At 69.0% G+C, this 24,799-nt stretch carries 22 protein-coding genes; 6 read left to right on the top strand and 16 right to left on the bottom strand.

The features are described 5' to 3' along the window. Nucleotides 1-108 precede the first annotated feature (108 nt). From NV348_RS17030 to NV348_RS16965, 14 genes are all read right to left on the bottom strand, one after another. The gene (locus NV348_RS17030) at nt 109-1,143 is read right to left on the bottom strand and encodes an alpha/beta hydrolase (RefSeq protein WP_447147763.1); all 1,035 of its coding nucleotides are present in this window, start codon (nt 1,141-1,143) and stop codon (nt 109-111) included. A 309-nt stretch (nt 1,144-1,452) separates the two neighbouring features. Beyond that, nucleotides 1,453-2,514, bottom strand: coding sequence for an alpha/beta hydrolase (locus NV348_RS17025; RefSeq protein ID WP_447147762.1), 1,062 nt, complete (start codon nt 2,512-2,514; stop codon nt 1,453-1,455). A gap of 429 nt (nt 2,515-2,943) precedes the next feature. Further along, nucleotides 2,944-4,014 (bottom strand): alpha/beta hydrolase, encoded by a 1,071-nt coding sequence (locus tag NV348_RS17020; RefSeq protein ID WP_447147761.1) that lies wholly within the window; start codon nt 4,012-4,014, stop codon nt 2,944-2,946. Between the two features lie 242 nt (nt 4,015-4,256). Then, nucleotides 4,257-6,188 (bottom strand): arabinofuranosyltransferase AftB family protein, encoded by a 1,932-nt coding sequence (locus NV348_RS17015; protein WP_447147760.1) that lies wholly within the window; start codon nt 6,186-6,188, stop codon nt 4,257-4,259. Next, complete coding sequence (locus tag NV348_RS17010; protein WP_447147759.1) at nt 6,166-7,098, bottom strand: decaprenyl-phosphate phosphoribosyltransferase; 933 nt, start codon at nt 7,096-7,098, stop codon at nt 6,166-6,168. Before NV348_RS17010 ends, NV348_RS17015 begins: the two co-directional genes overlap by 23 nt. A 26-nt stretch (nt 7,099-7,124) precedes the next feature. Continuing rightward, nucleotides 7,125-7,637 carry a phosphatase PAP2 family protein gene (locus NV348_RS17005; protein ID WP_218721334.1) on the bottom strand — a complete coding sequence of 171 codons (513 nt, stop codon included), beginning with the start codon at nt 7,635-7,637 and terminating at the stop codon, nt 7,125-7,127. Nucleotides 7,638-7,720: 83 nt separating this feature from the next. Further along, on the bottom strand, nt 7,721-9,646 hold the full coding sequence (locus NV348_RS17000) for a glycosyltransferase (protein WP_447147758.1): 1,926 nt from the start codon (nt 9,644-9,646) through the stop codon (nt 7,721-7,723). A gap of 125 nt (nt 9,647-9,771) precedes the next feature. Then, the gene (gene glf, locus NV348_RS16995) at nt 9,772-10,989 is read right to left on the bottom strand and encodes a UDP-galactopyranose mutase (RefSeq protein WP_447147757.1); all 1,218 of its coding nucleotides are present in this window, start codon (nt 10,987-10,989) and stop codon (nt 9,772-9,774) included. A gap of 199 nt (nt 10,990-11,188) precedes the next feature. Further along, entirely contained in the window at nt 11,189-11,590 is a 402-nt protein-coding gene (locus tag NV348_RS16990; RefSeq protein WP_447147756.1) for a hypothetical protein, read from the bottom strand. 23 nt (nt 11,591-11,613) lie between these two features. After that, the gene (locus NV348_RS16985) at nt 11,614-12,249 is read right to left on the bottom strand and encodes a hypothetical protein (RefSeq protein WP_447147755.1); all 636 of its coding nucleotides are present in this window, start codon (nt 12,247-12,249) and stop codon (nt 11,614-11,616) included. 47 nt (nt 12,250-12,296) lie between these two features. Then, a complete protein-coding gene (locus NV348_RS16980; RefSeq protein WP_447147754.1) occupies nt 12,297-12,800 on the bottom strand; it encodes a hypothetical protein in 504 nt (167 codons plus the stop codon). 60 nt (nt 12,801-12,860) lie between these two features. Then, the gene (locus tag NV348_RS16975) at nt 12,861-13,271 is read right to left on the bottom strand and encodes a hypothetical protein (protein ID WP_447147753.1); all 411 of its coding nucleotides are present in this window, start codon (nt 13,269-13,271) and stop codon (nt 12,861-12,863) included. 196 nt (nt 13,272-13,467) lie between these two features. Next, the gene (locus tag NV348_RS16970) at nt 13,468-14,226 is read right to left on the bottom strand and encodes a MerR family transcriptional regulator (protein WP_447147752.1); all 759 of its coding nucleotides are present in this window, start codon (nt 14,224-14,226) and stop codon (nt 13,468-13,470) included. A 133-nt stretch (nt 14,227-14,359) separates the two neighbouring features. Further along, complete coding sequence (locus NV348_RS16965) at nt 14,360-15,340, bottom strand: EamA family transporter (RefSeq protein WP_447147751.1); 981 nt, start codon at nt 15,338-15,340, stop codon at nt 14,360-14,362. 102 nt (nt 15,341-15,442) lie between these two features. Here NV348_RS16965 and NV348_RS16960 point away from each other — a divergent pair, with 102 nt between their 5' ends. Next, nucleotides 15,443-15,943 carry a MarR family winged helix-turn-helix transcriptional regulator gene (locus NV348_RS16960; protein WP_447147750.1) on the top strand — a complete coding sequence of 167 codons (501 nt, stop codon included), beginning with the start codon at nt 15,443-15,445 and terminating at the stop codon, nt 15,941-15,943. A gap of 10 nt (nt 15,944-15,953) precedes the next feature. Here the strand turns inward: NV348_RS16960 and NV348_RS16955 are convergent, their stop codons facing one another. Next, on the bottom strand, nt 15,954-17,432 hold the full coding sequence (locus tag NV348_RS16955; protein WP_447147749.1) for a SpoIID/LytB domain-containing protein: 1,479 nt from the start codon (nt 17,430-17,432) through the stop codon (nt 15,954-15,956). 237 nt (nt 17,433-17,669) lie between these two features. Here NV348_RS16955 and NV348_RS16950 point away from each other — a divergent pair, with 237 nt between their 5' ends. Then, a complete protein-coding gene (locus NV348_RS16950; RefSeq protein WP_447147748.1) occupies nt 17,670-18,377 on the top strand; it encodes a hypothetical protein in 708 nt (235 codons plus the stop codon). Then, on the top strand, nt 18,296-20,029 hold the full coding sequence (locus tag NV348_RS16945; protein WP_495885081.1) for an N-acetylmuramoyl-L-alanine amidase: 1,734 nt from the start codon (nt 18,296-18,298) through the stop codon (nt 20,027-20,029). Before NV348_RS16950 ends, NV348_RS16945 begins: the two co-directional genes overlap by 82 nt. Before the next feature lie 64 nt (nt 20,030-20,093). On the opposite strand, the gene NV348_RS16940 is transcribed toward NV348_RS16945, so the two are convergent. After that, a complete protein-coding gene (locus NV348_RS16940) occupies nt 20,094-20,921 on the bottom strand; it encodes an HAD family hydrolase (RefSeq protein ID WP_447147746.1) in 828 nt (275 codons plus the stop codon). An 86-nt stretch (nt 20,922-21,007) separates the two neighbouring features. Between NV348_RS16940 and NV348_RS16935 the strand changes: the two genes are divergently transcribed. The 3 genes from NV348_RS16935 to NV348_RS16925 are packed head-to-tail and all read left to right on the top strand — an operon-like array spanning nt 21,008 to nt 24,797. Further along, nucleotides 21,008-21,985 (top strand): ABC transporter permease, encoded by a 978-nt coding sequence (locus NV348_RS16935; protein ID WP_447147745.1) that lies wholly within the window; start codon nt 21,008-21,010, stop codon nt 21,983-21,985. Beyond that, nucleotides 21,982-22,950 (top strand): ABC transporter permease, encoded by a 969-nt coding sequence (locus NV348_RS16930; RefSeq protein WP_447147744.1) that lies wholly within the window; start codon nt 21,982-21,984, stop codon nt 22,948-22,950. Before NV348_RS16935 ends, NV348_RS16930 begins: the two co-directional genes overlap by 4 nt. Further along, nucleotides 22,947-24,797 carry an ABC transporter ATP-binding protein gene (locus NV348_RS16925; protein WP_447147743.1) on the top strand — a complete coding sequence of 617 codons (1,851 nt, stop codon included), beginning with the start codon at nt 22,947-22,949 and terminating at the stop codon, nt 24,795-24,797. The genes NV348_RS16930 and NV348_RS16925 overlap by 4 nt, the downstream gene beginning before the upstream one ends. Nucleotides 24,798-24,799: the final 2 nt, after the last annotated feature.

Genomic DNA, 24,799 nt, shown 5'->3' with positions numbered 1-24,799 from the left:
GCAGTACCGGCCGATAACCCGGGAGGACACGCGAGCGCCCCGCACAGCAAAAAGACCGGCTCACCCTGCGGGTGAACCGGTCTTCTCAGCGTTGCTGGGCGGAAACTGTCAGGCGCCCAGGGCGCCCAGGATCTGCGGACGCGCCTTCCACAGCTGGTCCTCCCAGTACTTCCAGGAGTGCGTGCCCGCGGCCGGGAAGTCGAAGGTGGCGGCGATGCCGAGCGACTTCAGGCGGCTCTGGAACGCCAGCGTGCTGACGAACGAGATGGCCTCGATACCCATGGCGGTGCTGGTGTTGAAGACACCGGCCGCGCTGGCCGGACGATCGTGCTGGCCGGGCAGGCCGTTGGCCGAGGAGATGAACATCGGCAGGCCACGCAGCTCGGGCGCGAAGACCATCGGGTCCATCCGCAGCCACGCCGGGCTCCACGGAGCGGCCATGGAGTCGACGTTGAAGCGGCCGGCGTCGAGCATCATCACGCGGATGGCCTCACGCATGCCGGGGGCACCCCAGTTCAGCGGGCCCGAGAGCGAGGACGCGTGCTTGAACTGGTCGCGGTGGAGGGCGGCCAGGCGCAGGGCGGCCGGGCCACTCATCGACAGGCCGAGCACCGCGTTGTTCTTGCGGGAGACGCCGTAGCCCTCGAGGAACGCGGGGAGCTCTTCGGTCAGGAAGGACTCCCACTTGTAGGTGGTCTTCTGGCCGTTGGTGTTGCTGGCCGAGGTCCAGTCGGCGTACCAGCTGGACTGGCCACCGACCGGCATCACCAGGGTGACGTTGTCGTTGGAGAACTGCTGCATCGCGTTGGTCTCGAACGACCAGGCGTTGCGGTCGTCGCGGGCACGCAGGCCGTCGAGCAGGTAGAGCGCGGCGTTGCCACCGTTGCGCGCCCACTGCACCTGGACCTTCACCGGGCCCATCTTCGAGGGCACCATCAGCTCTTCGTAGCCACCGGCGGGCGCGCGCAGCGCCAGCACGGACGCGGGGGCGGCGAACGCCATCGGGGCCGCCCCTGCGGCGATCGGCAGCACGAGGGCTGCGGCGCCGACAGCTAGAATTCGATTACGCCAACCGCGAGATGCGACTCCCCGGGACGTGCCCGGCTGGTCACCCTTCGGCGCGGCGGCCTTGCCGAAACGCATGTGAATTCCGCTCTCTTTCTGCTGTTGTGGCATGCCAGACCGCCCCGCGACATCGCCCGGATCCCGACAGTCCGGCCGATCAGACAGGTGAAACAACGATCTGGTCACACTTTCGCTCGCTGGAGGATATTCGACCCACGAATTACTTGCAAGGGCAACGGAACTCGGCGGTATTAAACCGGAGAGCCGTCATGTCGAGCGAAGCAGGTCAGCACCCGTGAACATCCGGTTCCGGTGCGATTCCCGCCGTAAAACAAACGCCCGGTGCACGAATGCACCGGGCGTTCGGGTTGTCTGGGGAGAGTAGCGCTAGCCGATGTTGTTCGACATATCCGGGATCATCCGCAGCGCCTCGTCGTTCCAGTTGTTCCAGGCGTGGATGCCGAACGCCGGGTACGAGTAGGTGACGTTGCGCGCCCCGAGGGTCGCCATCCTGACCTCGAAGGCGCGGGTGTTGGCCAGCGCCAGCGCCTCCAGCGCCATGCCGTTGACGGTGTTCATGTTCGGGCCGTCGGAACCGGTCGGCAGACCCGAGGCCGCGGCGACCCACAGCCGGGTGTTGTTGCCGACCAGGTTCGGGGCGAAGACGAACGGGTCCATCCGCAGCCACTGCGGACCCCACGGCGGCGCCATCGAGTCGACGTTGTAGCCGCCCGCGTCCAGCATGGCGAGGCGGATGGCCTCGCGCATTCCGGGTGCCGAGATGTTCAGGTAGCCGGAGAAGGCGCCGGCGAAGCTGAACTGGTCCGGGTGGTAGGCGGCCAGCGTCAGCGCGGCCGAGCCACCCATCGACAGACCGAACGCACCGTTGCGGTTGCGGCTGAAGCCGAGCCGGCTGGCGAGCGCGTTCGGCAGCTCGTTGGTGAGGAAGGATTCCCACTGGTACCGGTAGCTCTTGCCGGGCCCGCCGGAGAGCGCGTTGGCCGCGCCGGAGCCGGAGTTCGGCGCGCCACTGCCCGGAATACCGAAGAATTCACTGGGCGAGTTCCAGTCGGCGTAGAAGCTCGACATACCGCCGACGGGCATCACCACGTTGATATCCGCCGCGGCGAGCGCATTCGGGATATCCGTTTCGATCTCCCAGCCGTTGAGGTGCTCCGGCGCGCGCATGCCGTCGAGGACGTAGGCGACGCGATGGGTATTGCCGTTTCGCGCGGGGAGAATGCGCGTCTTGATCGGGCCCATCCCGGAGTCGACCCAGAAGTCGAAGGCGGCGGGGTTGAATCCGGCGGACGCGGGGGCGGCACCACCCGCGATGACCGTTCCGATCGGCACCAGCAGTGCCATGGATACGCCGGCGGCCCAGCGCCGCGCCCACGATCCAGGGGCTGCGGTCTTCACGGGCCGACGCTTCCAGCGCAGTGTTCGCATTCGACTAGACCTTTCTCGGCTGAACCGACGGCGCAAACCCCTAGCTACACGGTCGGATCCCTCATCGGGCGTCGAAAGCGATCAATCCAGGGCAAAACGGACGAATCAACCTCGACGCATGCTCGCTGTGTATGAATCAATGACGAATGCCTACATGTTGCTGGAAAGTGACCCGCAGCACAACTCACGGTGACCTGCCGCACGTAATTCGTCACCGGCTATCAGTCGGATCGTGACGAAAACGAAGAAAATGGCCGCCCGGTGCCAAGCACCGAACGGCCACTGCCATTCTCAGTACAACCACGGTTTCGGCCGCCCCGGTTCCGCGGAGCGAGACGGAACGCCGAAGGCGCAGTATCGCTCCGCGGAACCGGGGTCACGAGGCCGAAACCCGCGGCACCAGCCGCCGAAGAATCAGCCGCCGAAGAATCAGCCGATGTTGGCCGACAGGTCCGGGATCATGCGGTTGACCTCGGTCTCCCAGTTGCGCCAGTTGTGCACGCCGGTGAGCGGGAAGTCGAAGTTCGCGTTGCCGCCGCCGAGGGTGGCCATCCGCACCTGGAAGGCACGGCTGTTCACCATCGCGAGCAGCTCCAGCGGCACGCCCTGGACGATCTCCATCGGGTTGGACACGTCACCCGCGCCCGGGATACCGCTGGCCGCCGACACCCACACGCGGGTGCCGTTGGCCACCAGCCGCGGCGCGAAGACGAACGGGTCCATCCGCAGCCACTGCGGGCCCCACGGCGGCGCCATGGCGTCGATGTTGAAGCCACCGGCGGAGACCATCGCGACTCGCATCGCCTCACGCATGCCGGGCGCCGAGATGTTCAGGTAGCCGGAGAACGAGCCGGCGAAGCTGAACTGGTCCGGGTGGTAGGCGGCCAGCGTCAGCGCGGCCGAGCCACCCATCGACAGACCGAACACACCGTTGTTGTTGGGGTTGAAGCCCAGCCGGGCCGACAGCGCGTTGCGCAGGTTGCCGGTCAGGTAGCTTTCCCACCTGTAGGTGTTCTTCTTGCCCGCGACCTGGGCGGGCGCGATCGACGAACCCGTCATGGCCGAGCCGGTGGCCGCCGAACCGGTCGAGCTGCCGCCCGAACCGGTGTCGAGACCGAAGAAGTTGCTCGGCGCGTTCCAGTCGGCGTAGAAGCTGGACTGGCCACCCACCGGCATCACGACGTTGATGTTGGCCGCGGTCAGCGCCCGGGCGACATTGGTGTCGATCTCCCAGCCGCTGAGGTCGTCGCGGGCCCGCATGCCGTCGAGCGCGTACACGACGCGACCGGTGTTGCCGTCGGCCGCGCGGAAGATCCGGTTCTTGATCGGGCCCATTTCGGAGTCGACCCAGAAGTCGAAACCACTGGGATCGAACGCCGCCGAAGCGGTGCCGGTCGGGCCGGCCACCGCCGCACCGAGCGGTAGGACAACAGCCAGGGAGAGAAGCATCGACCGCTTGAGCCAGCCGGCTCCCCGGGCTCTGAGACGTCCGCCACGCATTCTGTTTCGGGCCTTTCCTCGTGCGGTTCGCGCGGAACCGCGGTTGCAAATGACCGCCGACTTACTACCGGCACACCAGTGCGCCGACGGGCCGTTCCTCGAAGACCATATCGTGACATCGATAGCCTGGCGTTACCGAAAAGTGATTTAGCGGCGAACGCCACTGGGAAACCGCAGGCCAGGGGTGTAACCACTGAGCCCACGGGTATCCCGTGGGCTCAGTGTGACGCATGTGGAACGTTTCAGCGAGGCGGCTCGGGAAATGGATCCACCAGACCGCATCGCTGGATCTCGTACTTGGGCACCCGATCGATCCGGTACTTCGCGAAACTCAGCGCATTGCGCAGGTTGTGCTTGAACCGGTCGAAGGTGAGCGGGTCGCGGGTGGAGATCAACAGCGCCTGCGTTTCCGGGCACGACATCGCCGCGCGCGCCTGGGTCACCCACTCCTCGTCCATGTACCAGGGCATCCACGGATGGATGTCGACCATGCCCGAGTCGACGACCACCCAGTCCGGGTACAGGCTCTTGTCGTGCCCGATGCGGCCGTCGGCGAGCCGGTCCGAATGCGCGGCCAGCGGGTAGGCCAGGCCCATCGGATCGATGACGCGCACGCTCAGCGGCACGTTCATGCTCGTCATGCCCAGGTTCAGGAAGTAGACCGTGTGCCCGGCGCCGCCCTCGGGGATCGGCTGCGGCGGCGGGTCCAGGTACCAGAACGTGAACGACGGCGAGTTCAGCAGCAGGCCGCCGTTGGGGTTGGCGGCGATGTCGTTGACCATCGCCCGCATGCGCGGGTAGTCGAGGTAGTCCTCGGCCAGGATCGGATGGTCCTTGCCGGTGTTGAGCACGTAGTACACGCGCTCGTCGACGATGCCCGAGGAACTGATCTTGGTGCCGGTCTTGATCGCGGTGGTGCTCGCCGCGTACAGCGACCAGCCCGCGGTACCGAGTAGCGCGGCCAGCACGACCACCATCGACCAGTCACGGGGGTTGAACGCCCGCAGCCGGATCGGCACGACCGCCACCGGCAACAGCAGCAGGAACAACTGGGTCAGCAGCATCCGGCCGTGCATGAAGTCGCCGCCGACGCGGATCGCGTAGACGGTGAGCAGCAGGCCGCTGCCCAGCATCAGCGTGACGACCGCGCTCGGCGAGCGCAGCCACGTCCGGAGCGCCGACACCGACCACTGCGGCCGCACCTCGACCCCGCGCGCCACCGCGGTGACCACACCGGCGATCAGCAGCACGAGCAGCGGAATCCACAGGTAGTACGGGCCGACCAGGTCCCACAGGTACTTCATGCCCTGGCCCCACTTGGCCCCGCCCGCGTCCTTGGCGACCGCGGTGTTCGGGTAGGGCAGGCCGTAGTAGCCCATCCGCCAGATCTGGTAGGCCACCGGCACGATCCCGGCGACGAAGACGATCAGCGCGCGCAGCGCGATCGGGCCGTACCGGAACCTCGGCATCGGGGTCAGGAAGATCATGCCGAGGGCGAGCACGCCGATCAGCGTGGCCTCCGGCCGGATCAGCGGCGCGAGGCCGGCCAGGAAGACGAGCCCGAGCAGACTCGGCACCCGCACCACGGCGGCCTGGCTCCAGCGGATCATCAGCCACCACAGCAGCCCGACCCAGCAGATCACCAGGCCGCTCTCCAGCCCGGAGGTGGCGTAGTCACGGGCGGGCGGCAGCGCGATGTAGACGAGCACACCGGCCGGGATGAGCAGCTGACCGCTCGTCCCGCCCCACAGCCGGGCGGTGCCCAGCATGGCGAACACGATCGCCAGCAGCGAGACCGCCAGCGCGACGCCGAGCACCACGTACTCGAGCCGCGCCTGGGTCAGCCAGCTGAAGAACCAGACCAGGTAGGTCCACGCGGTACTGGTGTTGGCTTCGACCCGCTCGTCCATGTTGAAGACGGGGCCGTTGCCCGCGAGCAGGTTGCGCACCGTCCGCAGCACGATAAGGCCGTCATCGGCGATCCAGCGCCGCTGCCAGGCGCCCACCGCGAACACGACGACGGTGAACACCACCCCACCGACGAAGGTGGCGCGGGACAGGGTCGCGAAACGCGCGGTCGGACGCGCCGACTGCTCGTCGTCGCGTAGCCGCTCGTATTCGGTTGATTCCTGCTCCGCTACCACGATCTCGTCAGGTGAGATAGACAGCGACACCTACCGCTCCGATCCAGGCAATAGCGAGGAACTGCAGGATGCGGTCCCCCAGCGCGATCTCTTCGGGTTCACCGGCCTCGCCACCGTCGACGTCGACCGCGTAACGCAGGATTGCGATGGTAAACGGGATCATGGAGATCGAGTACCACTGGGTGTCTCGAGCCGAGTCCTGCTGGAACGCCCAGAGGCCGTAGAACACCACGACGGCGGTGGCCGCGAGGGTCCAGATGAAGCGCAGGTAGGTCGGCGTGTAGTACTGCAGCGACTTGCGGATCTTCGCACCGGTCTCCAGCGCGATCTGCAGTTCCGCGTAGCGCTTGCCCGCCGCCATGAACAGCGAACCGAACGCCATGATCAGCAGGAACCACTGCGACAGCGCGATGCCCGCGGCCGCGCCACCGGCGACGGCGCGCAGCAGGAAGCCAGACGACACGATGCAGATGTCGAGCACGGCCTGGTGCTTGAGGCCGAGGCAGTAGGCCAGCTGGATGGCGATGTAGATGGCCATCACCACGGCCAGATGCCAGGACGCCAGGAACGAACCGGCGATCGAACCGATCAGCAGCAGCGCGGCCAGCGCGTACGCCAGGTTGACCGGGACGACGCCCGCCGCGATCGGGCGGAACCGCTTGGTCGGATGCGCCCGGTCGGCCTCGACGTCGAGCGAGTCGTTGACCAGGTAGATGCCCGAGGCCGCCATGCAGAACACCACGAAGGCGATCGCGACGTGCACGAGCACGCCCGCGTCGCTGATCGCCTCGGGCCCGACGGCCAGCGGCGCGGCGAGCACGAGCACGTTCTTGACCCACTGACGCGGGCGCATGGCCTTGATGACTCCGCCGACCAGGGTCTTCGGCGGGCCCTTCACCACGCCCTCGTCGAGGACGGCGGCGGACGGTTCTTCGCTCATCTCAGCCAAGGTTCTTTCGGTTGCGGTCACTGTCGGAGTCTCTTTTCGGCGGCTAGCACGGCGGCTGCCGACGCGGCCCCCAATGCGGAACCGGCGAGCACGTCGGAAGGGTAATGCACCCCGAGCACGACCCGGGAAAGGAGCATCGGCGGCACGAGCACCGCTGGCAAGGGTAGCCCGGTCAGCCTGCCGAGCAACACCGCAGCCGCCGTGGTGGACGTGGCGTGCGAGGACGGGAAGCTCAGCTTGCTCGGCGTCGACACGTTGACCTGCACCGTCGGGTCGTTCGGGCGCGGGCGCCGGACGATCCGCTTGATCACGATCGAGGCGGCGTGCGCGCCGACCGCGCCGACCGCGACCCCGGCCCACTGCCTGCGCCGCGGCTTGTCGACCAGCCAGCCCGCGGCGGCGATGCCGACCCAGCCCAGCGCGTGCTCACCGAAGTGCGACATCCCGCGCGCGGCCGAGACCACGGCCGGGTTGGTGCCGATGGTGGTCTGCACGACATTGATGATGCCGACCTCGAGCGGCACCTCCACGTACTCGCCGTCGCCGCAGGCGCACTCGCCGCAGCAGCCTTCCTCGGCCAGCTCCAGCTCGGGCAGTTCCGGGTTGATCGCGTTCACTTCTCGGTTCCGTTCAGGCCGAAGGTCTTCTCCCACGCCGCCGTGCTGGTCAGCTCGGCGTGCGCGGCCCGGTAGCGCTGCTGCATCTCCGGGAATCTGGCAGTGAGCTCCTTACGCAGCCGCATCGCTTCCTTGAGCAGCTCGGCGGCCTTGCGCGGGTCACGCTTGCGGTAGACGACGCCGCGTCCGTCGGCGGTCGTCACGGTGACGCCGTCGACCTGCGACAGCAGGAACCAGCGCGCGTCCAGCGTCGGCACGTTCAGCTGCGGGGTCTCGTACGCGGCCGGGTCGGCCTTGCGGAAGTTGTGCACCACGCCCTTGGCCAGGCGCGCGACCTTGGCGATCGGGTTGCCCGGCTCGCCGACCGCGCCGACGCCGTGCCGGTTGGCCAGCGGCAGTTCGGTCGAGGAGGGCAGGACCACGGCGTCCGGGTACTCCTTGCGCATCGCGTGGATCTTGCCCAGCGCGCTCGGCAGCAGATCGAACAGGCCCTCCGGACCGGCCAGGAAGTCGCGGATCGCCTCGTTCTGGATGGCGACCGTCGAGTACTCCAGGCACAGCAGGTGCTTGAGGGTGGCCTTGACCGTGTTGACGATCATCGGCTTGCCGTCGCCGGGCAGGTGCAGCGAGGCCACGACCAGGCGGTTGCGCAGGTGGAAGTACGCCTGCCAGTCGATCGCGTCGTCCTTGTCGGACCAGGCCATGTGCCACACGGCCGCACCCGGCAGGGTGATGGTCGGGTAGCCGGCTTCGCGCGCGCGCAGGCCGTATTCGACGTCGTCCCACTTCAGGAACAGCGGCAGCGGCTGACCGATCTGCTCGGCCACCTGGCGCGGGATCACGCAGGTCCACCAGCCGTTGAAGTCGACGTCGATGCGCCGGTGCAGCAGCTTGGAGTTGTCGCGGTCCTTGAGCGGGTACTTCGAGAAGTCGTGGTCGTACTCGACGTTCGGCGCCGAAGACCACATGAAGATCCCGCGATCGACGACCTCGCCCATGCTGTGCAGGTGCGACCGCTCCTGCAGGTTCAGCATCTGCCCACCGACCAGCAGCGGTGACTTAGCGAAGCGCGAGAACGCGAGCGCGCGCAGGATCGAGTCCGGCTCGATCTCGATGTCGTCGTCCATGTAGACGATGAACTCGGCGTCGGTCTTCAGCGCCTCGTACATGACGCGGCTGTACCCGCCGGATCCGCCGAGGTTCGGCTGGTCGTGGATGCTCAGCCGGTCACCCAGCGTCGCGGCGGCCTCGGTGAAGCCGGGCTCGTCGACGACCTTGCGATTGCCCTGATCGGCCACGATCACCGCGGCGACATTGCCCAGCACCAGCGGATCCGAGCCCAGCGCGGCCAGCGTCTTGACCAGGTCGGTGGGCCGGTTGAAGGTGGGCATGCCGACCGCGATGGTGCCGGTGCCGGGCGCCTCCTGCGGGGCGTACCAGCCGCCGGCCAGCAGCGTCACCGCCGTGTCGGTGGTGATGTCGAACCAGATCCAGCCGCCGTCCTCGAACGGGCCGAGATCGGTCTCGAATTCCACGAATACCGAGTCCGCGCCCTGCGCGACGGCGAACTCCTTGCCCTGCACATGGATGCGCGAGCCGTCCGCCTTCGAGCGGTACACGTCGACGCGGCCGTGCCCGGCCAGCTCCAGCCGCAGCACCACCGAGTTCAGCACGCTCCAGCGCCGCCAGTAGCTGGCGGGCAGCGCGTTGAAGTAGGTGCAGAACGACACCTCGGACTCGGCGCCGATCGACAGCGCGGTCCGGCTGGTGGCGTGCGCGCGGCGCGCGTTGGTGGTGGATTCCTCCAGGTAGAGGGTCCGCACGTCGAGCGGCTCACCCGGACGCGGCAGGATGATCCGCTGCAACAGCGCCTTGGCGCGCGTCTCGGTGGTCACGTCATCGAGCACCGGCTGCGCGCTCACGCTGCGTCCTTTCTGGCGTGCTCGGGCGCCCTGCGTGGCCCGCCCGTCTCCCGCCGCCACCCTCGACGGGCGGCCGTCGGCCGACTGAGCCGATCCGTGGGCTGCGCCCTCCGGGCCCTGACCGCTCATGCCTGGTCCACCAGGGCCGAGCCGGACTCCAGGTGCGGCCGCAGCACGTTCTCGAACATGCTCAGCGCCGAACCGATCGCCATGTGCATGTCCAGGTACTGGTAGGTGCCGAGGCGGCCGCCGAAGAGCACCTTCTTCTCGGCGGTCTCCTTCTTGGCGAGCTCGCGGTAGGCCAGCAGCTTGGCGCGGTCCTCGGGGGTGTTGATCGGGTAGTACGGCTCGTCGCCGGTCTGCGCGAAGCGGGAGAACTCGCGCATGATGACCGTCTTGTCGGTCGGGTAGTCGCGCTCGGGGTGGAAGTGGCGCGGCTCGATGATGCGGGTGTACGGCGCGTCGGCGTCGTTGTAGTTCATCACCGAGGTGCCCTGGAAGTCGCCGATCTCGAGGACTTCGGTCTCGAAGTCGATCGTGCGCCAGCCCAGCTCGCCCTCGGCGTAGTCGAAGTAGTGGTCCAGCGGGCCGGTGTAGACGATCGGCGCGTCCGGGCTGGCCGCGACGAGCTCGTCACGCACGTCGAACCAGTCGGTGTTCAGGCGCACCTCGATGAGCTCGGAGGCGGCCATGTTCTCCAGCCACTTCGTGTACCCCTCCTTGGGCAGGCCCTCGTAGGTGTCGTTGAAGTAGCGGTTGTCGAAGGTGTAGCGCACCGGCAGGCGGGTGATGTTGCCCGCGGGCAGTTCCTTCGGGTCGGTCTGCCACTGCTTGGCGGTGTAGTCGCGCACGAACGCCTCGTAGAGCGGGCGGCCGATCAGCGAGATCGCCTTCTCCTCGAGGTTCTGCGCGTCGGCGGTCGACACCTCGGCGGCCTGCTCGGCGATCAGCGCCTTGGCCTCTTCGGGGGTGAAATAGCGGCCGAAGAACTGCGAGATCAGGCCGAGCCCCATCGGGAACTGGTAGGCCTGGCCCTTGTGCAGCGCGAAGACTCGGTGCTGGTAGCCGGTGAACTCGGTGAACTGGGTGACGTAGTCCCAGACCTTCTTGTTCGAGGTGTGGAAAAGATGCGCGCCGTACTTGTGGATCTCGATGCCGGTTTCGGGCTCCGGCTCGGAGTAGGCGTTGCCACCGAGGTGGTAGCGGCGGTCGATCACCAGCACCCGCTTGCCCAGCAGGTTCGCGGCACGCTCGGCGACGGTCAGGCCGAAGAAGCCGGAGCCGACCACGATCAGGTCGTAAGCAGAATTATCGGAGTTACCCGGGGACGATGCGACGGTCACGGGTGCCCAGCGTATCGGAAGACGCCGGATTGTCCCGGCGGAGTCACCGACCTGCCCCTGAGCTGGGGTGATGCCACCGGCCTACCGGTAGGGATATCCCGGTCCCCGCCTGTCCCTGTCCGACAGGCAACGGTCCGGGAGGCGGGAAACCGGGTGCGACGCCGAAGCCCCGCCGCGGTGGACGCGGGTACCCGGGGTGCTAGAGCAGCACGAAGATCAGGTTGCCGCCGGCCTTGTTCGAGATCTGCTCACTCGTCCCGGACCCGGCATGGGGCTGCGCCGCCCACAGGAATCCATTGATCGCGGCGATCGCCGACAGGACGGCGAGGAGCAACGCCAGCGTGCCCATCGTCCGGTGCAGCATCACGCCGGAATCGTCGGGCCGACGGGGACGGCGCTCGACCTCCGCGCCCGGTGCCGGCCACGGCTGGACCGCCTGCGGCAGGGGGTACGGGTCAACCCGTGGCGAGAGCCACCACTCCCCATTCCCCGCGCCGGGAGCTTGGTGATCAGGGCCGTACAGCACGGTCGGTGGTGCCGGGAGCGGCGAAACCTGCTGGGCGACTCCTTCGTTCGGAACGTGGCCGGACGGATAACTCATGCGTGGTCCCCCCTGGGCGCGCGTCAGTAGTACGGGTAGGCAGGGTACGCGGACCGGCGAGCTGCGCGGATCCAGCGGCCCGTGGACGGGGCGGAGGCGCAGACGAGGATGAGCAGAGGGATGCAGGTGGCGACGACGCTGCCGGCGACCAGGGCAGGCGGGGCGCCTTCGCCGGCCGAGACCGCAACCGAGATCGCGCTGATAAGCAGGCCGATCGTGGAGAGGATGATCAGGATGACCCGGCCCGCGGTCTTGCGGCGGAACAGCAGGATCGAGCCGAGCAGCCACAGCAGGGCGGGGACCGAGGCGATCGCGAGGCCGGCGATCGTTCCGGCGCGGGCGTCGTCGTCGGCCCCGATGGATTCGGTGCTCAGCTCGGCGGCCGCGATCACGCCGAGGCCGATCAGCGCGAACAGCGAGATCAGCAGGGAGAGCAGGGCCGCGGTGATTCCGGTACCGCCACCCGCCCGCTGCGGTGCGGCGTAAGCCGGTGCGCCGTAACCATATTCGTACCCGGGCGCGGCGTAGGGCTGCTGTCCGTACCCGTACGGTTGCGCGGCGTAGCCCTGCTGCGCGTAGGGATCGGCCGCGTAGCCGGGTTGCGCGTAGCCGCCCGCGTACGGGTCTTGGCTCTGCTGTGGACCATACGGGTATCCCATGGTGTCCCCCTCCAAAAGAGCGGCGTAGCGCCGCTGACCTGCCAAAACTACACGGCCGAACCGACCGCCCGCTCGGTCCGAGCGTAGGCCGCCGTCCACGGCAGCGCCGCGGGCACCAGCACCAGCGCGCCGAGCGCGACGGCCGCCAGCGCGGCCGCCCAGCTGTGGTTCACGATCGCCGTCACCGCACCGGGTACCCCACCGAACCCGATCGGAATCGAACGGACGACCGGCTCCTCGGCGAACCAGTGGATGCCGTACTCCGAGTCGTAATTCACCAGCGTGGCAAGCAGACCCAGCACACCGAGCCCGATCTGTGCGCCGCCTGCGACGATCAGCACCCACCGGCCGGTCTCGTCGCGACGCGCCAGCAGCATGCCCCCGTAGCCGAAGGCGAAGGCCGCGCCGAGCGCGCCGAGGGTGGCGAACAGCGTCAGCGAGTCGTCGAGACGTTCCGGAGCGTCCAGGAAGGCGCGCACCAGGATCAGCGCCCCGAGCAGATTCGCCACGACGGCCAGTCCGGCGCAGGACACGGCGATGATCGTCGTCATCTCACCGACTGTCGACTTCGTTTCCCGCACGACCATGATCAAAACCTATCCCCTGCCGAGCTACCGCGTGATGGTCCACCGGCGCGTCGGCTCGATCACGCTGAGCACCAGGATCACCACATTGAGCACGAGCCACCAGTCCAGCGGCCCGAACCGCGGCCCGTGCCCGCCCCCGTTGAGCACCACGACCAGCAACGTCGCCCCGCTCATCGCTGCCGACATCCCCACCAGGATCCGCCTGCCGAGCATCCGCCGCCGCAACAGCAGCACCGCCCCCAGCAGATACACCACCCCCAGCCCACCGACGATCCCCGCACCCACGTAGTCGAGCTCGATCTCCCGCCCGAACGCCCGCATTACCGCCGTCGCCGTGCCCACGATGATCCCGGCACCCCCGACCAGCACCCCGAGCCACCCTGCCACCAGCCCGGTCACCGCGCGCGAAGGCCCCTCCAGCCGCACCTGATCCACCACTGTCCCCGCTACTAGTCGTCGTCGCCGTCAGTTATACGGCGCAACAGCCGATCGAGCCCGTCGACCGAGGTACCGGGTCCATGTCCCCGCAGGTCGCCGGGCAGCCACCCGACGCCGGAAGCCGCGTCCGGGCGGGTGGCGTCCGGGCGCGGCTGTTCTGCTAGTTCCCGGCTGGGCGCCGGGTAAACCGCGCTCAGGCGGTTCGGGCGGCGACGTAGGCGCGGAAGGCCTCGAGGATGTACGCGGCGGTGCCGTCGCCGTGCACGTCGTAGTTCTCGCGGAAGCGCGGGTCGGCGACGTACATCTCGCCGAGACCGAGCAGGTATTCGTCGGTCACGGGGCGGCTCTGGGTGCCGACGCCGAGCCAGGCGCGGTGCCTGGCGACGATCGCCTGGACGGTCTCGCCCTCGACGGGCAGGCCCGCGCCGTAGGCCTTGCCGAAGTCGGCGGCGATGTCGAGCTGGGTCTGCTGGAACGCCTTCTTCTCGGCGTCGCTCAGCGAGCGCCACCAGCGGTCGCCGCTCTCGTAGGCCTGCTTGCCCCAGCGTTCGGTGACCTCGTCCTTGTACTGGGTGTGGTCGAAGCCGTCGAAAACCTCTGCGGCCATGAGTGGTTCACCTCTTTCGGTCTTGTGCAACGTGGTCGACACCGACTCGATCTGGCGCGCGATCCGATCCTGTTGCTGCCGAAGCAGTTCCAGGTGGGTCCGCAGTGCGTCCGCGGTGTCCTGTTCCCCGGCGAGTACCTCGGCGATCACCGGAAGGCCGAGGCCGAGTTCGCGCAGCAGCAGGATGCGCTGCAGGCGGATCAGGGAGTTCTGGTCGTAGTAGCGGTAGCCGTTGGCGCCGATCCGGCTCGGTTCCAGCAGGCCGAGCTGCCCGTAGTGGCGCAGCGTGCGGCTGGTGGTGCCCGCGGCTTTCGCGAGGTCCTGGATGGCCCATTCACCCGCCATGACCTGCCCCTTTCTCGTCGGTGTCGCCAGTCTGCAAGTTGACGCTACGTCAAGGTCAACCCGGAAAGTCAGAACCCGATCTCGACCTCGACCAGTTGACGCAGGCGATGCGCGGCTGAGGTTCGCGCTGGACTCAGTGGGCCACCGGAACCCGTTGCGGCGCGGGAAGAACCGTGACCTCGGTGATGACTCCGGCCCGCGCGGGTGCCTCGGTCGGCGCGGCCACCACCGATTCCGGCGCGGGCTTCGGCGGAATCTGACCGAGCACGGTGCCGCCGAGCGCGACGGCCAGGCCGAGGATCTGCAGCGGAGTCAGCGCCTGACCGAGGGCGATCCAGCCGATCACCGCGGCCGACATCGGGCTCAGCAGACCGAGGAAGGCCACCGAGGTCGCCGGCACCCGCGAGATCCCGCGGAACCACAACCAGTAGGCCAGCGCCGTGCCGATGACACCGAGGTACAGGTAGCCACCGACGGCCTGCGCGTCCATGGCCGGCGGCGCGCCCTCGATCAGCACGGCGAGCGGCAGGATGAACAGGCCGCCCGCGGTCAGCTGCCAGCCGGTCATCGCGAGCGGACCGACACCCTCGGGACGTCCCCACTTCTTGGTCAGCACCGTGCCCGCCGACATCGATGCCGCACCGGCCAGCCCGGCGATGACTCCGATCGTGTCCAGCTCGGCATTGCCGCGCAGCACCACCAGCGACACGCCGACGACGCCGATCAGCCCGGCGATCACCTTGCGCCGGGTCGGCGCCTCGGACAGCAGGACCGCGGCGAAGCCGAGCGCGAACATCGGCGCTACCGCGCCGAGCACCCCGACGACACCGCCCGGCAGCCGGTAGGCCGCCAGGAACAGCAGCGGGAAGAACGCGCCGATATTGAGGATGCCGAGGATCGCGGCGCGACCGAGCCAGCTGCCGCGCGGCAGCACTCCGGTCAGTGCCAGCAGGACCAGACCGGCGGGCAGCGCGCGCATCAGCGCGGTGAACAGCGGCCGATCCGGGGGCAGGAATTCGGTGGTGACAGCGTAGGTGGAACCCCACACGATCGGGGTGAGAGCGGTGAGCGCGAGGGTGCCCGCGTAGCCGGTCGGGCGAGTTGCCGTCGTCATGTTCACTCCTGATTGATAATCTCAATGTTGAAATATCTACCCGGCGGGATGTCTCATCGTCAAGTAGATGAACGTTAAGATTTTCAATAGAGAGGGATACGCATGCGGGACGCCGTCGATCTGATCACCGAGCACTGGGGGGTCGAACGACCCGATGTCGACGTGTCACCGATGGCGATCGTCGGCCGGATCACCCGGCTCTCGCGTGTCCTCGAACAGGACCTCAAGCGCTTCTTCGCCGGTCACGGCCTGGAATTCTGGGAGTTCGACGTGCTCGCCACGCTGCGCCGCTCCGGCGGCGACACCGGCCTGACCGCGGGCTCGCTCAACCGGGCCGCGATGGTCACCTCCGGCGCGATCACCAACCGCATCGACCGGCTGGCGGCCAAGAATCTGGTCCGGCGGGTGCCCTCGGCCGACGACCGCCGCTCGGTCTTCGTCCAGCTCACCGACGAGGGCAGGGAGCTGGTCGACCGCCTCCTGCCCCTGCACATGGACAACGAGCAGCGCCTGCTCGCGGCACTCGGCGCCGAGGACCGCGAACAGCTCGCGGGGCTCCTGCGCACCCTGGCCATCGGCCTGGACGACATCACCCTCGACTGATTCCGGGCCGCTACTCGCCGTCGTAGATCCCCGGCGTGGTAGCCGGATCTTGCGGCCCGGCAGCGGGATTCGCCGGACCGTGCACCTGCCCGGGCGACACACCGGCTACCGGCCCTCCACCTGCGGCCGCCTGCGTCGGCGCACCCGCGGCCGCCTGCGTGCCCGGCGCGACACCCGTCGGCGCCGTACCCTCCGGCGTCGTCACCTTCGGCTGACCCGACGCCGACGGCGGCAGCTGATCCCCCACGTCCGGCACCAGCTGCAACAGCGTCGAGAAGTCGACCACCTGGGCGCCGAGCGTCTTGGTCGCCACGATGACACCGTTCGCGTACAGCCGGTACGTACCCGCCCGCTGCGGCAGCATCATCTCCGGCCCGATCGGCGCGCCGATGTTGCTGTCCGGACCGCCGATCCGCCGGTACTCGGTGTCGATCGCGGTCTCGCCGGCCAGCGCCTCGATGGTCGGATCGGGGCGAGTCGGGGCGGTGGGCGCCGTCGGCGCGGGCGCGGTTTCGACGAGGTCGCCGGGCGCGGGGCCGACGGCGAAGGTCTCGATATCGGCCGGGCGACCGCCGTCGGGCGCGGCCGAGTACTCCGTGCGCAGGATCAGGCCGTCGCGCAGCAACACGGTGCCCGCGGTCGCCGTGACGGCCTCGGTGGTGCGCGAATCCTCTTTCACCGTCCCGGGATACACCTGGCAATCGGTGGTGTCGCAGGTCTGCGCGTAGTCGTAGCGGCTCTCGGCGAGCGCGTAGGAACGGGCCGCGATCGCCTGCGCGCGCAGCGCTTCGAACGCGCCCTGGTCGGCCCAGTTCGCCTGCATCTCGGCGGGCAGCAGACCGGCGAGGTAGTCGTCGAGGTCGACCTGGTTGACGGTGCGGTACGCGCCGCCCTCCAGCGCGACACCGAGCGCGCCGCGATAGGCGGTGCCGCCGCACAGCGTCAGGTGTTCGGCGGCGGGCCTGCCCGGTCCCGGGTCGAGCGGATAGACGAACGGATCGTCGGTCGCGGCCTGCCACAGCACTTCGCCGTCGCAGCCGGTGGTCACCACGACGTTCGCGCCGCCGTCCGGCAGCGGGGTGAGGTGAGCGGCCTCGCCCGGCCCGATCATCCGGCCGGCGACCTGCGCGCCCGCGGCGGCGAAGGTGTCGAGGGTGGCGTCGTCCTGCGCCTGCAGCCGGACGCCGATGGTGGTCGGCCCGATCTGCCCGAGCTCGGCGCCCGGGTAGTAGTGGCCGAGGATCTCCTCGGCGGACCAGCCCTCCCTGGCACTGTCGAACGCGCCGACCTGGCTCATCCCGCGCCCGTGGCCCGCGCCGACGGTCGGGGTGACCTGGCCGGGCAGGATCTGCCACAGCCCGAACGCCCCGGTCAGCGCCAGTGCGGTGCCACCGACCAGCACCGGCAGCGGGGCGGTCTTGATCATCGGCACGGCGCGGCGCCGGGTGCCGCGGCGGGTACTGCGGTTGATCTTGGTGTCCGCTCTCATACTGCGCTCCCACGGTGTCGCGATTCGACCGGCGGAGCTCGCGTCGGCATGTCGTCATCGCCGAGCGGGTTCCGAAGGCTACATTCGAGCAATCACATAATCCTCAAGTTGAGGTTTAGATGTGTGACGTATGTTAACTAGTGTGGTGTGTGAGACAAGAGGAAGCAAGCATCACTTGCCGGTGATGGCCTCGACGCCGCCAAGGTTTACGAGCTCGACCCTGATTGGAGAAGGCACGTGCGATATCGAAAGCCGAAACGTTCCTACGTGCTCCCGGTGGTCACCACGCTCGCCGTCGCCGCACCCGTCGGCGCGTTCGCGCTGAGCGATTCGACCGACTACCGCAGCACCAACGAATCCCAGCTCGCGGCGGTCCCGACCCAGCTGGCCGAGGTCGCGCTGACCGCCGTCCCCGACATCACGGTCCCGCTGCGCGAACTGACCGGTCTCGACCTGCCCGATCTGCATCTGGCGGATCTGCAGATGCTGCCGCTGCCGACCTCGATTCCGGTGCCGCCGGGATTGCCCGTTCCGCCGGGCGTGGCGCTACCCACCGAGATCCCGCTCCCGGCAATCCCGACGAAGGCGCAGCCCACCACGACGACCGCCGCGCCCGCGCCCGCTCAGCAGGGCAACGCGCCGCCGCGCGCCCGCCGGTCCCGAGCACCGCGGTCCCGACGGCCCCACCCGCCGCGCCCACCACCACGACCTCGGCGGCTCCGGCCCCGATCGCCCCCGCTGCTCCGGCCGCACCCGCGACCCCAGCCCCTGCCGCACCGGCGACCACGACCCCGGCCGCACCCGCGACCACTGCCCCGGCGGGCGCACCGGTCTCCCAGAACCGCCCGGCCGGGACGAAGTTCATCGCCGATCCGGCCAATCTGGAACCCGGCACCACCCCCGAGACCCCCGCGCTGTCCCCCGGCGCGGTCGGGCCCGACCTGATCGACCAGGTCGGCGCGCAGGTCAAGGAGCTCACCCAGGACACCCCGTTCAGCATGGTCGCGGTCACCGCGCGCGACCTGGTGAACACCACCACCAAGCTGCGGGCGCGTCAGCTGGACGGCAACTGGGGCCCCTGGTACGACGCCGATCCGGTCGACACCAGGGCCACCGACCAGACCCCCGCCGACGCGCCGACCGGCACCGAGCCGATCTACGTCGGCGAGACCACCGCCGTGCAGATGCTCGTGACCCGCAAGCCGGCCGCCGGCCCCGACCACGGCGACCCGGCCCATCTCACCGAGGCCGCGCTCAAGGCCATCCTGATCAACCCCGGCCGGGCCGCGATCGACGCCGGGCTCACCGACGTCGCCGCCGCGCTGCCCGGTGGTGGCCCGAAGGTCATCACCCGCGCGCAGTGGGGTGCCGACGAGTCGATCCGCTGCGAGGAACCCACCTACGACGACGGCGTCGGCGGCATCACCGTGCACCACACGGCCGGTCGCAACGACTACAGCCGCGCGGAGTCGGCGGGCATCGTCCGCGCGATCTACGCCTACCACGCCGAGACCCTCGGCTGGTGCGACATCGGCTACAACGCCCTGGTCGACCAGTACGGCCAGATCTTCGAGGGTCGCTACGGCGGCCTGGACCGGGCGGTGCAGGGCGCGCACGCGGGCGGTTTCAACGAGAACACCGCAGGCGTGGCGCTGATGGGCAACTACGAGACCGAGACGCCGAGCAACGAGTCGATCAACGCGATCGGCAGGTTCGTCGGCTGGCGGTCCAAGATCGCGGGGATCGACCCCGAGGGCCACACCACGATGTACTCCGAGGGCACCGAGTTCACCCCGTACGCCCAGGACGAGGCGGTCGACCTGCCGACGGTGTTCGCGCACCGCGATGTCGGCAACACCGACTGCCCCGGCGACGCGGCCTACGCGCTGATGGACCGCATCCGTAGCATCGCCGCGGGCAACAGCGGCACCTACTCCTCCCCCGCGACGCCGGAACGTCCGCCGAGCCAGCAGGCCCGCGCGCCGCAGGAGCAGGGCAACATGGCCGAACTGGGCGCGCTGGTCGACAAGCTGCTCGGCCTGTCCGGCTCGAACGAGATCGCCCGGCACTGGGTGAGCCGTGGCGGCGTCGACGGTCCGCTCGGCGCGCCGCAGTCGGATCTGCTGTCCGGCGCGCAGGGCCGCCAGTACGCGAAGTTCGCCAACGGTTACATCTTCTCGGGCGAGAACGGCGCGGTCTTCGAGGTGGTCGGGGCGATCCTGGACCGCTACCTCAGCCTGGGCGGCGACTCGGGCGTGCTCGGTCTGCCGACCGGCAGCGCCTACCTCGTGCCGGATGGTCTGCGCACGGATTTCCAGAACGGATCGCTGGTGCTCAACGAGCTCACCGGCATCGTCACCACGTTCTGGAAGACCTACAACGAGACCTACAAGGCCGAGATGGAGGGCATGAACGGCACCAAGCCCGAGCAGGCGCCCGCCACCACCGCCCCGACCTCGACGGTCCCCGCGGCCCCCGGTACCCCGGCGCCGACCGAGCCGGTCGCCCCGCAGGTCCCGGCCGAACCGCAGTCCGTCCCGGTCGACCCGGCACCGGCGCAACCGCCGGTCGCCACCGAACCCGCCCCGGCCGGCTAACCCCCGGTCACGGCGAAGAACAGCCGGTGCGCCTCCACGTGAGGGCACCGGCTGTTTACGTCCGTCAGCCCCACCAGCGTTCGAGCACCATGGCGACGCCGTGGTCGACATTGCTGCCGGTGACCTCGTCGGCGGCCGCCCTGGCCTCGGGATGCGCGTTGCCCATGGCGACGCCGTGCCCGGCCATCGACAGCATCGGCACGTCGTTGGGCATGTCACCGAACGCCACGATCGAGCCCTCGTCGATGCCGACCCGCCGCGCCACCTCGACCAGCCCGGACGCCTTGGTCACCCGCGGCACCGCGATCTCGATCAGTCCGTTCTCGGTGGAGTAGGTGATCTCGGCGCGGTCGCCGACCAGCGGGGCCAGCGCGGCGCGCATGTCCGAACTGCGGGCCGAGCTGAGCCGGATCAGCATCTTGATCGCGGGCGAGTCGATGACCTCGGCATGCGAGACGACGGTGTCGTCGGGATTGAGCCAGGCGTGCTCGTAGGTCGGCGAGCTGACGAACTGCGGGGTGGCCGCGTCGTGCGCGCTGGCGCCGACCCGCTCGGTGGCCAGCCCGCAGCCGGGTAGCGCGTGCTCGGCGAGCTCGGCCAGCCAGCTGAGGGTGTCCACGTCGAGGGTGTGGCTGGACAGGACCCGATCGGTCGCGCTGTCGTAGATGACCGCGCCGTTCCCGCACACCGCGAGCGGGGCGTACCCCAATTCGCTGACCACCGGATCGATCCAGCGCGGCGGCCTGCCGGTCGCGAGCACGAAGGTGACACCGTCGGCGACCAGCGCGGCGACGGCGTCCTTGGTGCGGGCCGAGACCTTGTCGACGTCGTCGATCAGCGTGCCGTCGACGTCGGTGGCCACCAGCTTCGGTTTCGGGTGCAGGGGCGTCATCCGTTCCATCCTGCCGCACGTCGCCACGCGGGGACGGCGGACTGTCCTTATGATCAGGGCCTGATTACCCGATCCAGAGGGGACTGATGACCGGCTTCTTGTTGCGGCGCACGCTCAACTACATCGTGCTCCTGTTGCTGGCCTCGTTCCTGACGTTCAGCCTCGCATCACTGACGTTCAATCCGCTCGACAGCCTCGAGCAGCGCAATCCGCGCCCGCCGCAGTCGGTAATCGATGCCAAGGCCGAGCAACTGCACCTCGACGAGCCGATCCCCCAGCGCTATCTCAGCTGGCTCGGCGGCGTTGTGCAAGGGGATTTCGGGACGACGCTGGCCGGTCAGCCGGTGAGCGAGGAGCTGGGCAGGCGGGTGGCGGTGAGCCTGCGGCTGCTGATCCTCGGTTCGGTCATCGGCACCGTCCTCGGCGTGCTGATCGGCGCGGCGAGCGCGATCCGGCAGTACAAGTTCAGCGACTACTTCGCGACGGTGGTCTCGCTGCTGATCATCTCCACCCCGATCTTCCTGCTCGCGACCCTGCTGAAGTACGGCGCGCTGCAGATCAATACCGCCACCGGCACCCAGGTGTTCCTCTACACCGGGGAGACCTCGGCTACGCAGGTCGTCGGCCTGTGGAACCAATTCGTCGACCGCGCACAGCATCTGGTGCTGCCGACGCTGGCCCTGGTGCTCGGCGCCGCCGCCGGATACAGCCGCTACCAGCGCAACGCCATGCTCGACGTACTGCAGAGCGATTTCATCCGCACCGCCCGCGCCAAGGGCCTCTCACGCAACCACGCGCTCTACAAACACGGGCTACGGACCGCGCTGATCCCGATGGCCACCCTGTTCGCCTACAGCCTGGGCGGCCTGATCACCGGCGCCACCTTCGTGGAGAAGATCTTCGGCTGGCACGGCGTCGGTGAGTGGTTCGTCGACGGCGTCAATGCCCAGGACCTCTACATCGTCGTCACGGTCGCGACCTTCGCCGGCCTGGTCGTCCTGGTGTCGGGTCTGCTCTCCGACATCGTGCTTGCCCTGCTCGACCCGAGGGTGCGTGTCTCATGACCGAAACCGAACTCATCGCCGTCGGCGCGCCCGAGGTCGCCGCGGCGGGCCGCCGCAAGCTGGTCTGGCGCCGCTTCCTGCGCAACAAGCCCGCCGTGGTCGGCGCGGTGATCCTGCTCCTGCTGCTGATCGCCAGTTTCGCGCTGCCGCCGCTGCTGGCCTGGGACTACCAGGAGATGGACTACAAGGCGCTGCTGAAGCCGCCGAGTGCCGAGCATCCGTTCGGCACCACCCAGATCGGCCAGGACGTGCTCGCCCAGACCATGCGCGGGCTGCAGAAGTCGCTGATCATCGGCTTCTGCGTGGCGATCTTCTCCAGCCTCATCGCCTCCACCGCGGGCGCGGTGGCCGGGTTGCTCGGCGGCTGGACCGACCGGGCCATCATGTGGCTGGTCGATCTGCTGCTGGTGGTCCCCGCCTTCATCATCATCGCGATCTTCGCCCCGCGCACCAAGGGGTCCGGCTCGATCGCCATCCTGATCGTCCTGCTCAGTGTGTTCGGCTGGATGATCGCGGCGCGCATCATCCGCGGCCTGACGATGAGCCTGCGCGAGCGCGAATTCGTCCGCGCCGCACGCTATATGGGCGCGCCGACGCACAAGGTGATCATCAGCCACATCATCCCGAACATCGCCTCGATCCTGATCATCGACACCACACTGGCGGTCGGCGCGGCGATCAGCGCCGAAACCGGGCTCAGCTTCCTCGGTTTCGGTGTGCAGCCGCCCGATGTGTCGCTGGGTTCGCTGATCGCGACGGGCACCAAGTCGGCGCTGACCTATCCGTGGCTGTTCCTGTTCTCCGGTGGCCTGCTGGTCACGATCGTGCTGTGCGCCAACCTCGTCGGCGACGGCCTGCGCGACGCCTTCGACCCGGGCGCTCGCGGCGCCCGCAAGGCGCGCAAGGACATCGCGGAGCAGCAGGACGAGGCGCAGGTGGAGTCGAAGAAAGCCGAGAAGCGATGACCGCCAACACGTCTACCGCACCGCTGCTCGAGGTCACCGATCTGCGGGTCTCCTTCCCCGGTGAGGAAGGCCGCGTCGACGCGGTGCGCGGGGTGAACTACACCGTCGCCGACGGCGAGGTGCTGGCCATCGTCGGCGAGTCCGGTTCCGGCAAGTCGGTGTCCTCGCTGGCCGTGATCGGCCTGCTGCCCGAACAGGCGCGGGTGCAGGGTTCGATCCGGTTGCGCGGGCGCGAACTGCTCGGCCTCGGCGACAAGCAGATGTCGAAACTGCGCGGCTCCTCGATCAGCATGGTCTTCCAGGACCCGCTCTCGGCGCTGACCCCGGTCTACCGGGTGGGCGATCAGGTCGCCGAGGCGCTGCTCGCACACGGCACGATGCACCGCAAGGAAGCCGCCGAGCGCGCGATCGAACTGCTCGAGCTCGTCGGCATCCCCGACGCGCGGGCGCGGGCGCGGGCGTTCCCGCACGAGTTCTCCGGCGGCATGCGCCAGCGCGTGGTGATCGCCATGGCCATAGCCAACGACCCGGCGCTGATCATCTGCGACGAGCCGACCACCGCGCTCGACGTCACCGTGCAGCGGCAGATCCTCGACCTGCTGCGCAAGGCGCGCGACATCACCGGCGCGGGCGTCATCATGATCACCCACGACATGGGCATCGCCGCGACGATCGCCGACCGGGTCGCGGTCATGTACGCGGGCAAGGTCGTCGAAACCGCCCCCGTCGCCGAGCTTTTCACCGCGCCCCGGATGCCGTACACGGTGGGTCTGCTCGGTTCCATCCCGCGCATGGACGGCCCGCCGCGCCGCCCGCTGATCCCGATCGTCGGCGCGCCGCCCGCCATGCACGACCTGCCGCGCGGCTGCTCGTTCGCCCCGCGCTGCCCGGTCTCGATCGACGACTGCACCGCCGCCGAGCCGCCGCTGGAGAAGGTCGCGCCCCGGCATTCGGTCGCCTGCATCCGCACCGCCGAGATCGGCTCGGCGCAGCTGTTCGACGCCTACCGCCAGGAGATCGCCGAACCGCCGAAACCGGACGTCGCCGAGTCCGACGTCGTCCTGCGGGTCACCGACCTGGTGAAGACCTTCCCGCTCACCTCCGGTGTGGTGCTGCGCCGCAAGACCGGCGAGGTCCGCGCGGTCGACGGCATCAGCTTCGAGGTGCGCGCGGGCCGCACGCTGGCCCTGGTCGGCGAATCGGGCTCGGGCAAGTCGACCACTCTGTCGCAGATCATGGACCTGGTGCGGCCGCAGTCGGGCAGCATCGAGGTGCTCGGCAACGACGTCGCGACGCTGACCAAAGCCCGCACCCGCGAGATCCGCCGCAAGATGCAGATCGTCTTCCAGGACCCCAGCGCCTCGCTCGACCCCCGCCTGCCGATCTTCGACGCGCTGGCCGAACCGCTGCGCATCGACGGCCGCTCACGCGAGGAGGTCAACCGCCGGGTGCCCGAACTGCTGCGCCAGGTCGGCCTGCGTCCCGAGCACGCCGACCGCTACCCGGCCGACTTCTCCGGCGGCCAGAAGCAGCGCATCAGCATCGCGCGCGCCCTGGCCCTGGACCCGCAGCTGCTCGTCCTCGACGAGCCGGTCTCCTCGCTGGACGTGTCGATCCAGGCCGGTGTCCTGAATCTGCTGCGTGACCTGCAGGCCGAGCGCGGGCTGTCGTATCTGTTCGTCTCGCACGATCTGTCGGTGGTGCGCAATCTCGCCCACGACATCGCCGTCATGCTGCGCGGCAAGATCGTCGAATCCGGCCCGGCCGAACAGATCTTCGCCGATCCTCGGCACGAGTACACCCGCTCGCTGATCGCGGCCGTTCCGGAACCCGTCGTCAGCGGCTGAGC

The organism is Nocardia fodinahabitans, from assembly GCF_052983615.1.
Note: the sequence above shows the minus strand (reverse complement) of the source record. Positions and strands in the feature narration are given on the sequence as shown.

Coding starts and splice junctions, on each gene's coding strand:
- NV348_RS16955 (WP_447147749.1), bottom strand. CDS start 17,432: ATGAGAGCGGACACCAAGATCAACCGCAGTACCCGCCGCGGCACCCGG.
- NV348_RS16930 (WP_447147744.1), top strand. CDS start 21,982: ATGACCGAAACCGAACTCATCGCCGTCGGCGCGCCCGAGGTCGCCGCG.
- NV348_RS17030 (WP_447147763.1), bottom strand. CDS start 1,143: ATGCGTTTCGGCAAGGCCGCCGCGCCGAAGGGTGACCAGCCGGGCACG.
- NV348_RS16965 (WP_447147751.1), bottom strand. CDS start 15,340: ATGACGACGGCAACTCGCCCGACCGGCTACGCGGGCACCCTCGCGCTC.
- NV348_RS16970 (WP_447147752.1), bottom strand. CDS start 14,226: ATGGCGGGTGAATGGGCCATCCAGGACCTCGCGAAAGCCGCGGGCACC.
- NV348_RS16940 (WP_447147746.1), bottom strand. CDS start 20,921: ATGACGCCCCTGCACCCGAAACCGAAGCTGGTGGCCACCGACGTCGAC.
- NV348_RS16935 (WP_447147745.1), top strand. CDS start 21,008: ATGACCGGCTTCTTGTTGCGGCGCACGCTCAACTACATCGTGCTCCTG.
- NV348_RS16980 (WP_447147754.1), bottom strand. CDS start 12,800: ATGACGACGATCATCGCCGTGTCCTGCGCCGGACTGGCCGTCGTGGCG.
- NV348_RS16925 (WP_447147743.1), top strand. CDS start 22,947: ATGACCGCCAACACGTCTACCGCACCGCTGCTCGAGGTCACCGATCTG.
- NV348_RS17025 (WP_447147762.1), bottom strand. CDS start 2,514: ATGCGAACACTGCGCTGGAAGCGTCGGCCCGTGAAGACCGCAGCCCCT.
- NV348_RS16990 (WP_447147756.1), bottom strand. CDS start 11,590: ATGAGTTATCCGTCCGGCCACGTTCCGAACGAAGGAGTCGCCCAGCAG.
- NV348_RS16985 (WP_447147755.1), bottom strand. CDS start 12,249: ATGGGATACCCGTATGGTCCACAGCAGAGCCAAGACCCGTACGCGGGC.
- NV348_RS17020 (WP_447147761.1), bottom strand. CDS start 4,014: ATGCGTGGCGGACGTCTCAGAGCCCGGGGAGCCGGCTGGCTCAAGCGG.
- NV348_RS16960 (WP_447147750.1), top strand. CDS start 15,443: ATGCGGGACGCCGTCGATCTGATCACCGAGCACTGGGGGGTCGAACGA.
- NV348_RS17010 (WP_447147759.1), bottom strand. CDS start 7,098: ATGAGCGAAGAACCGTCCGCCGCCGTCCTCGACGAGGGCGTGGTGAAG.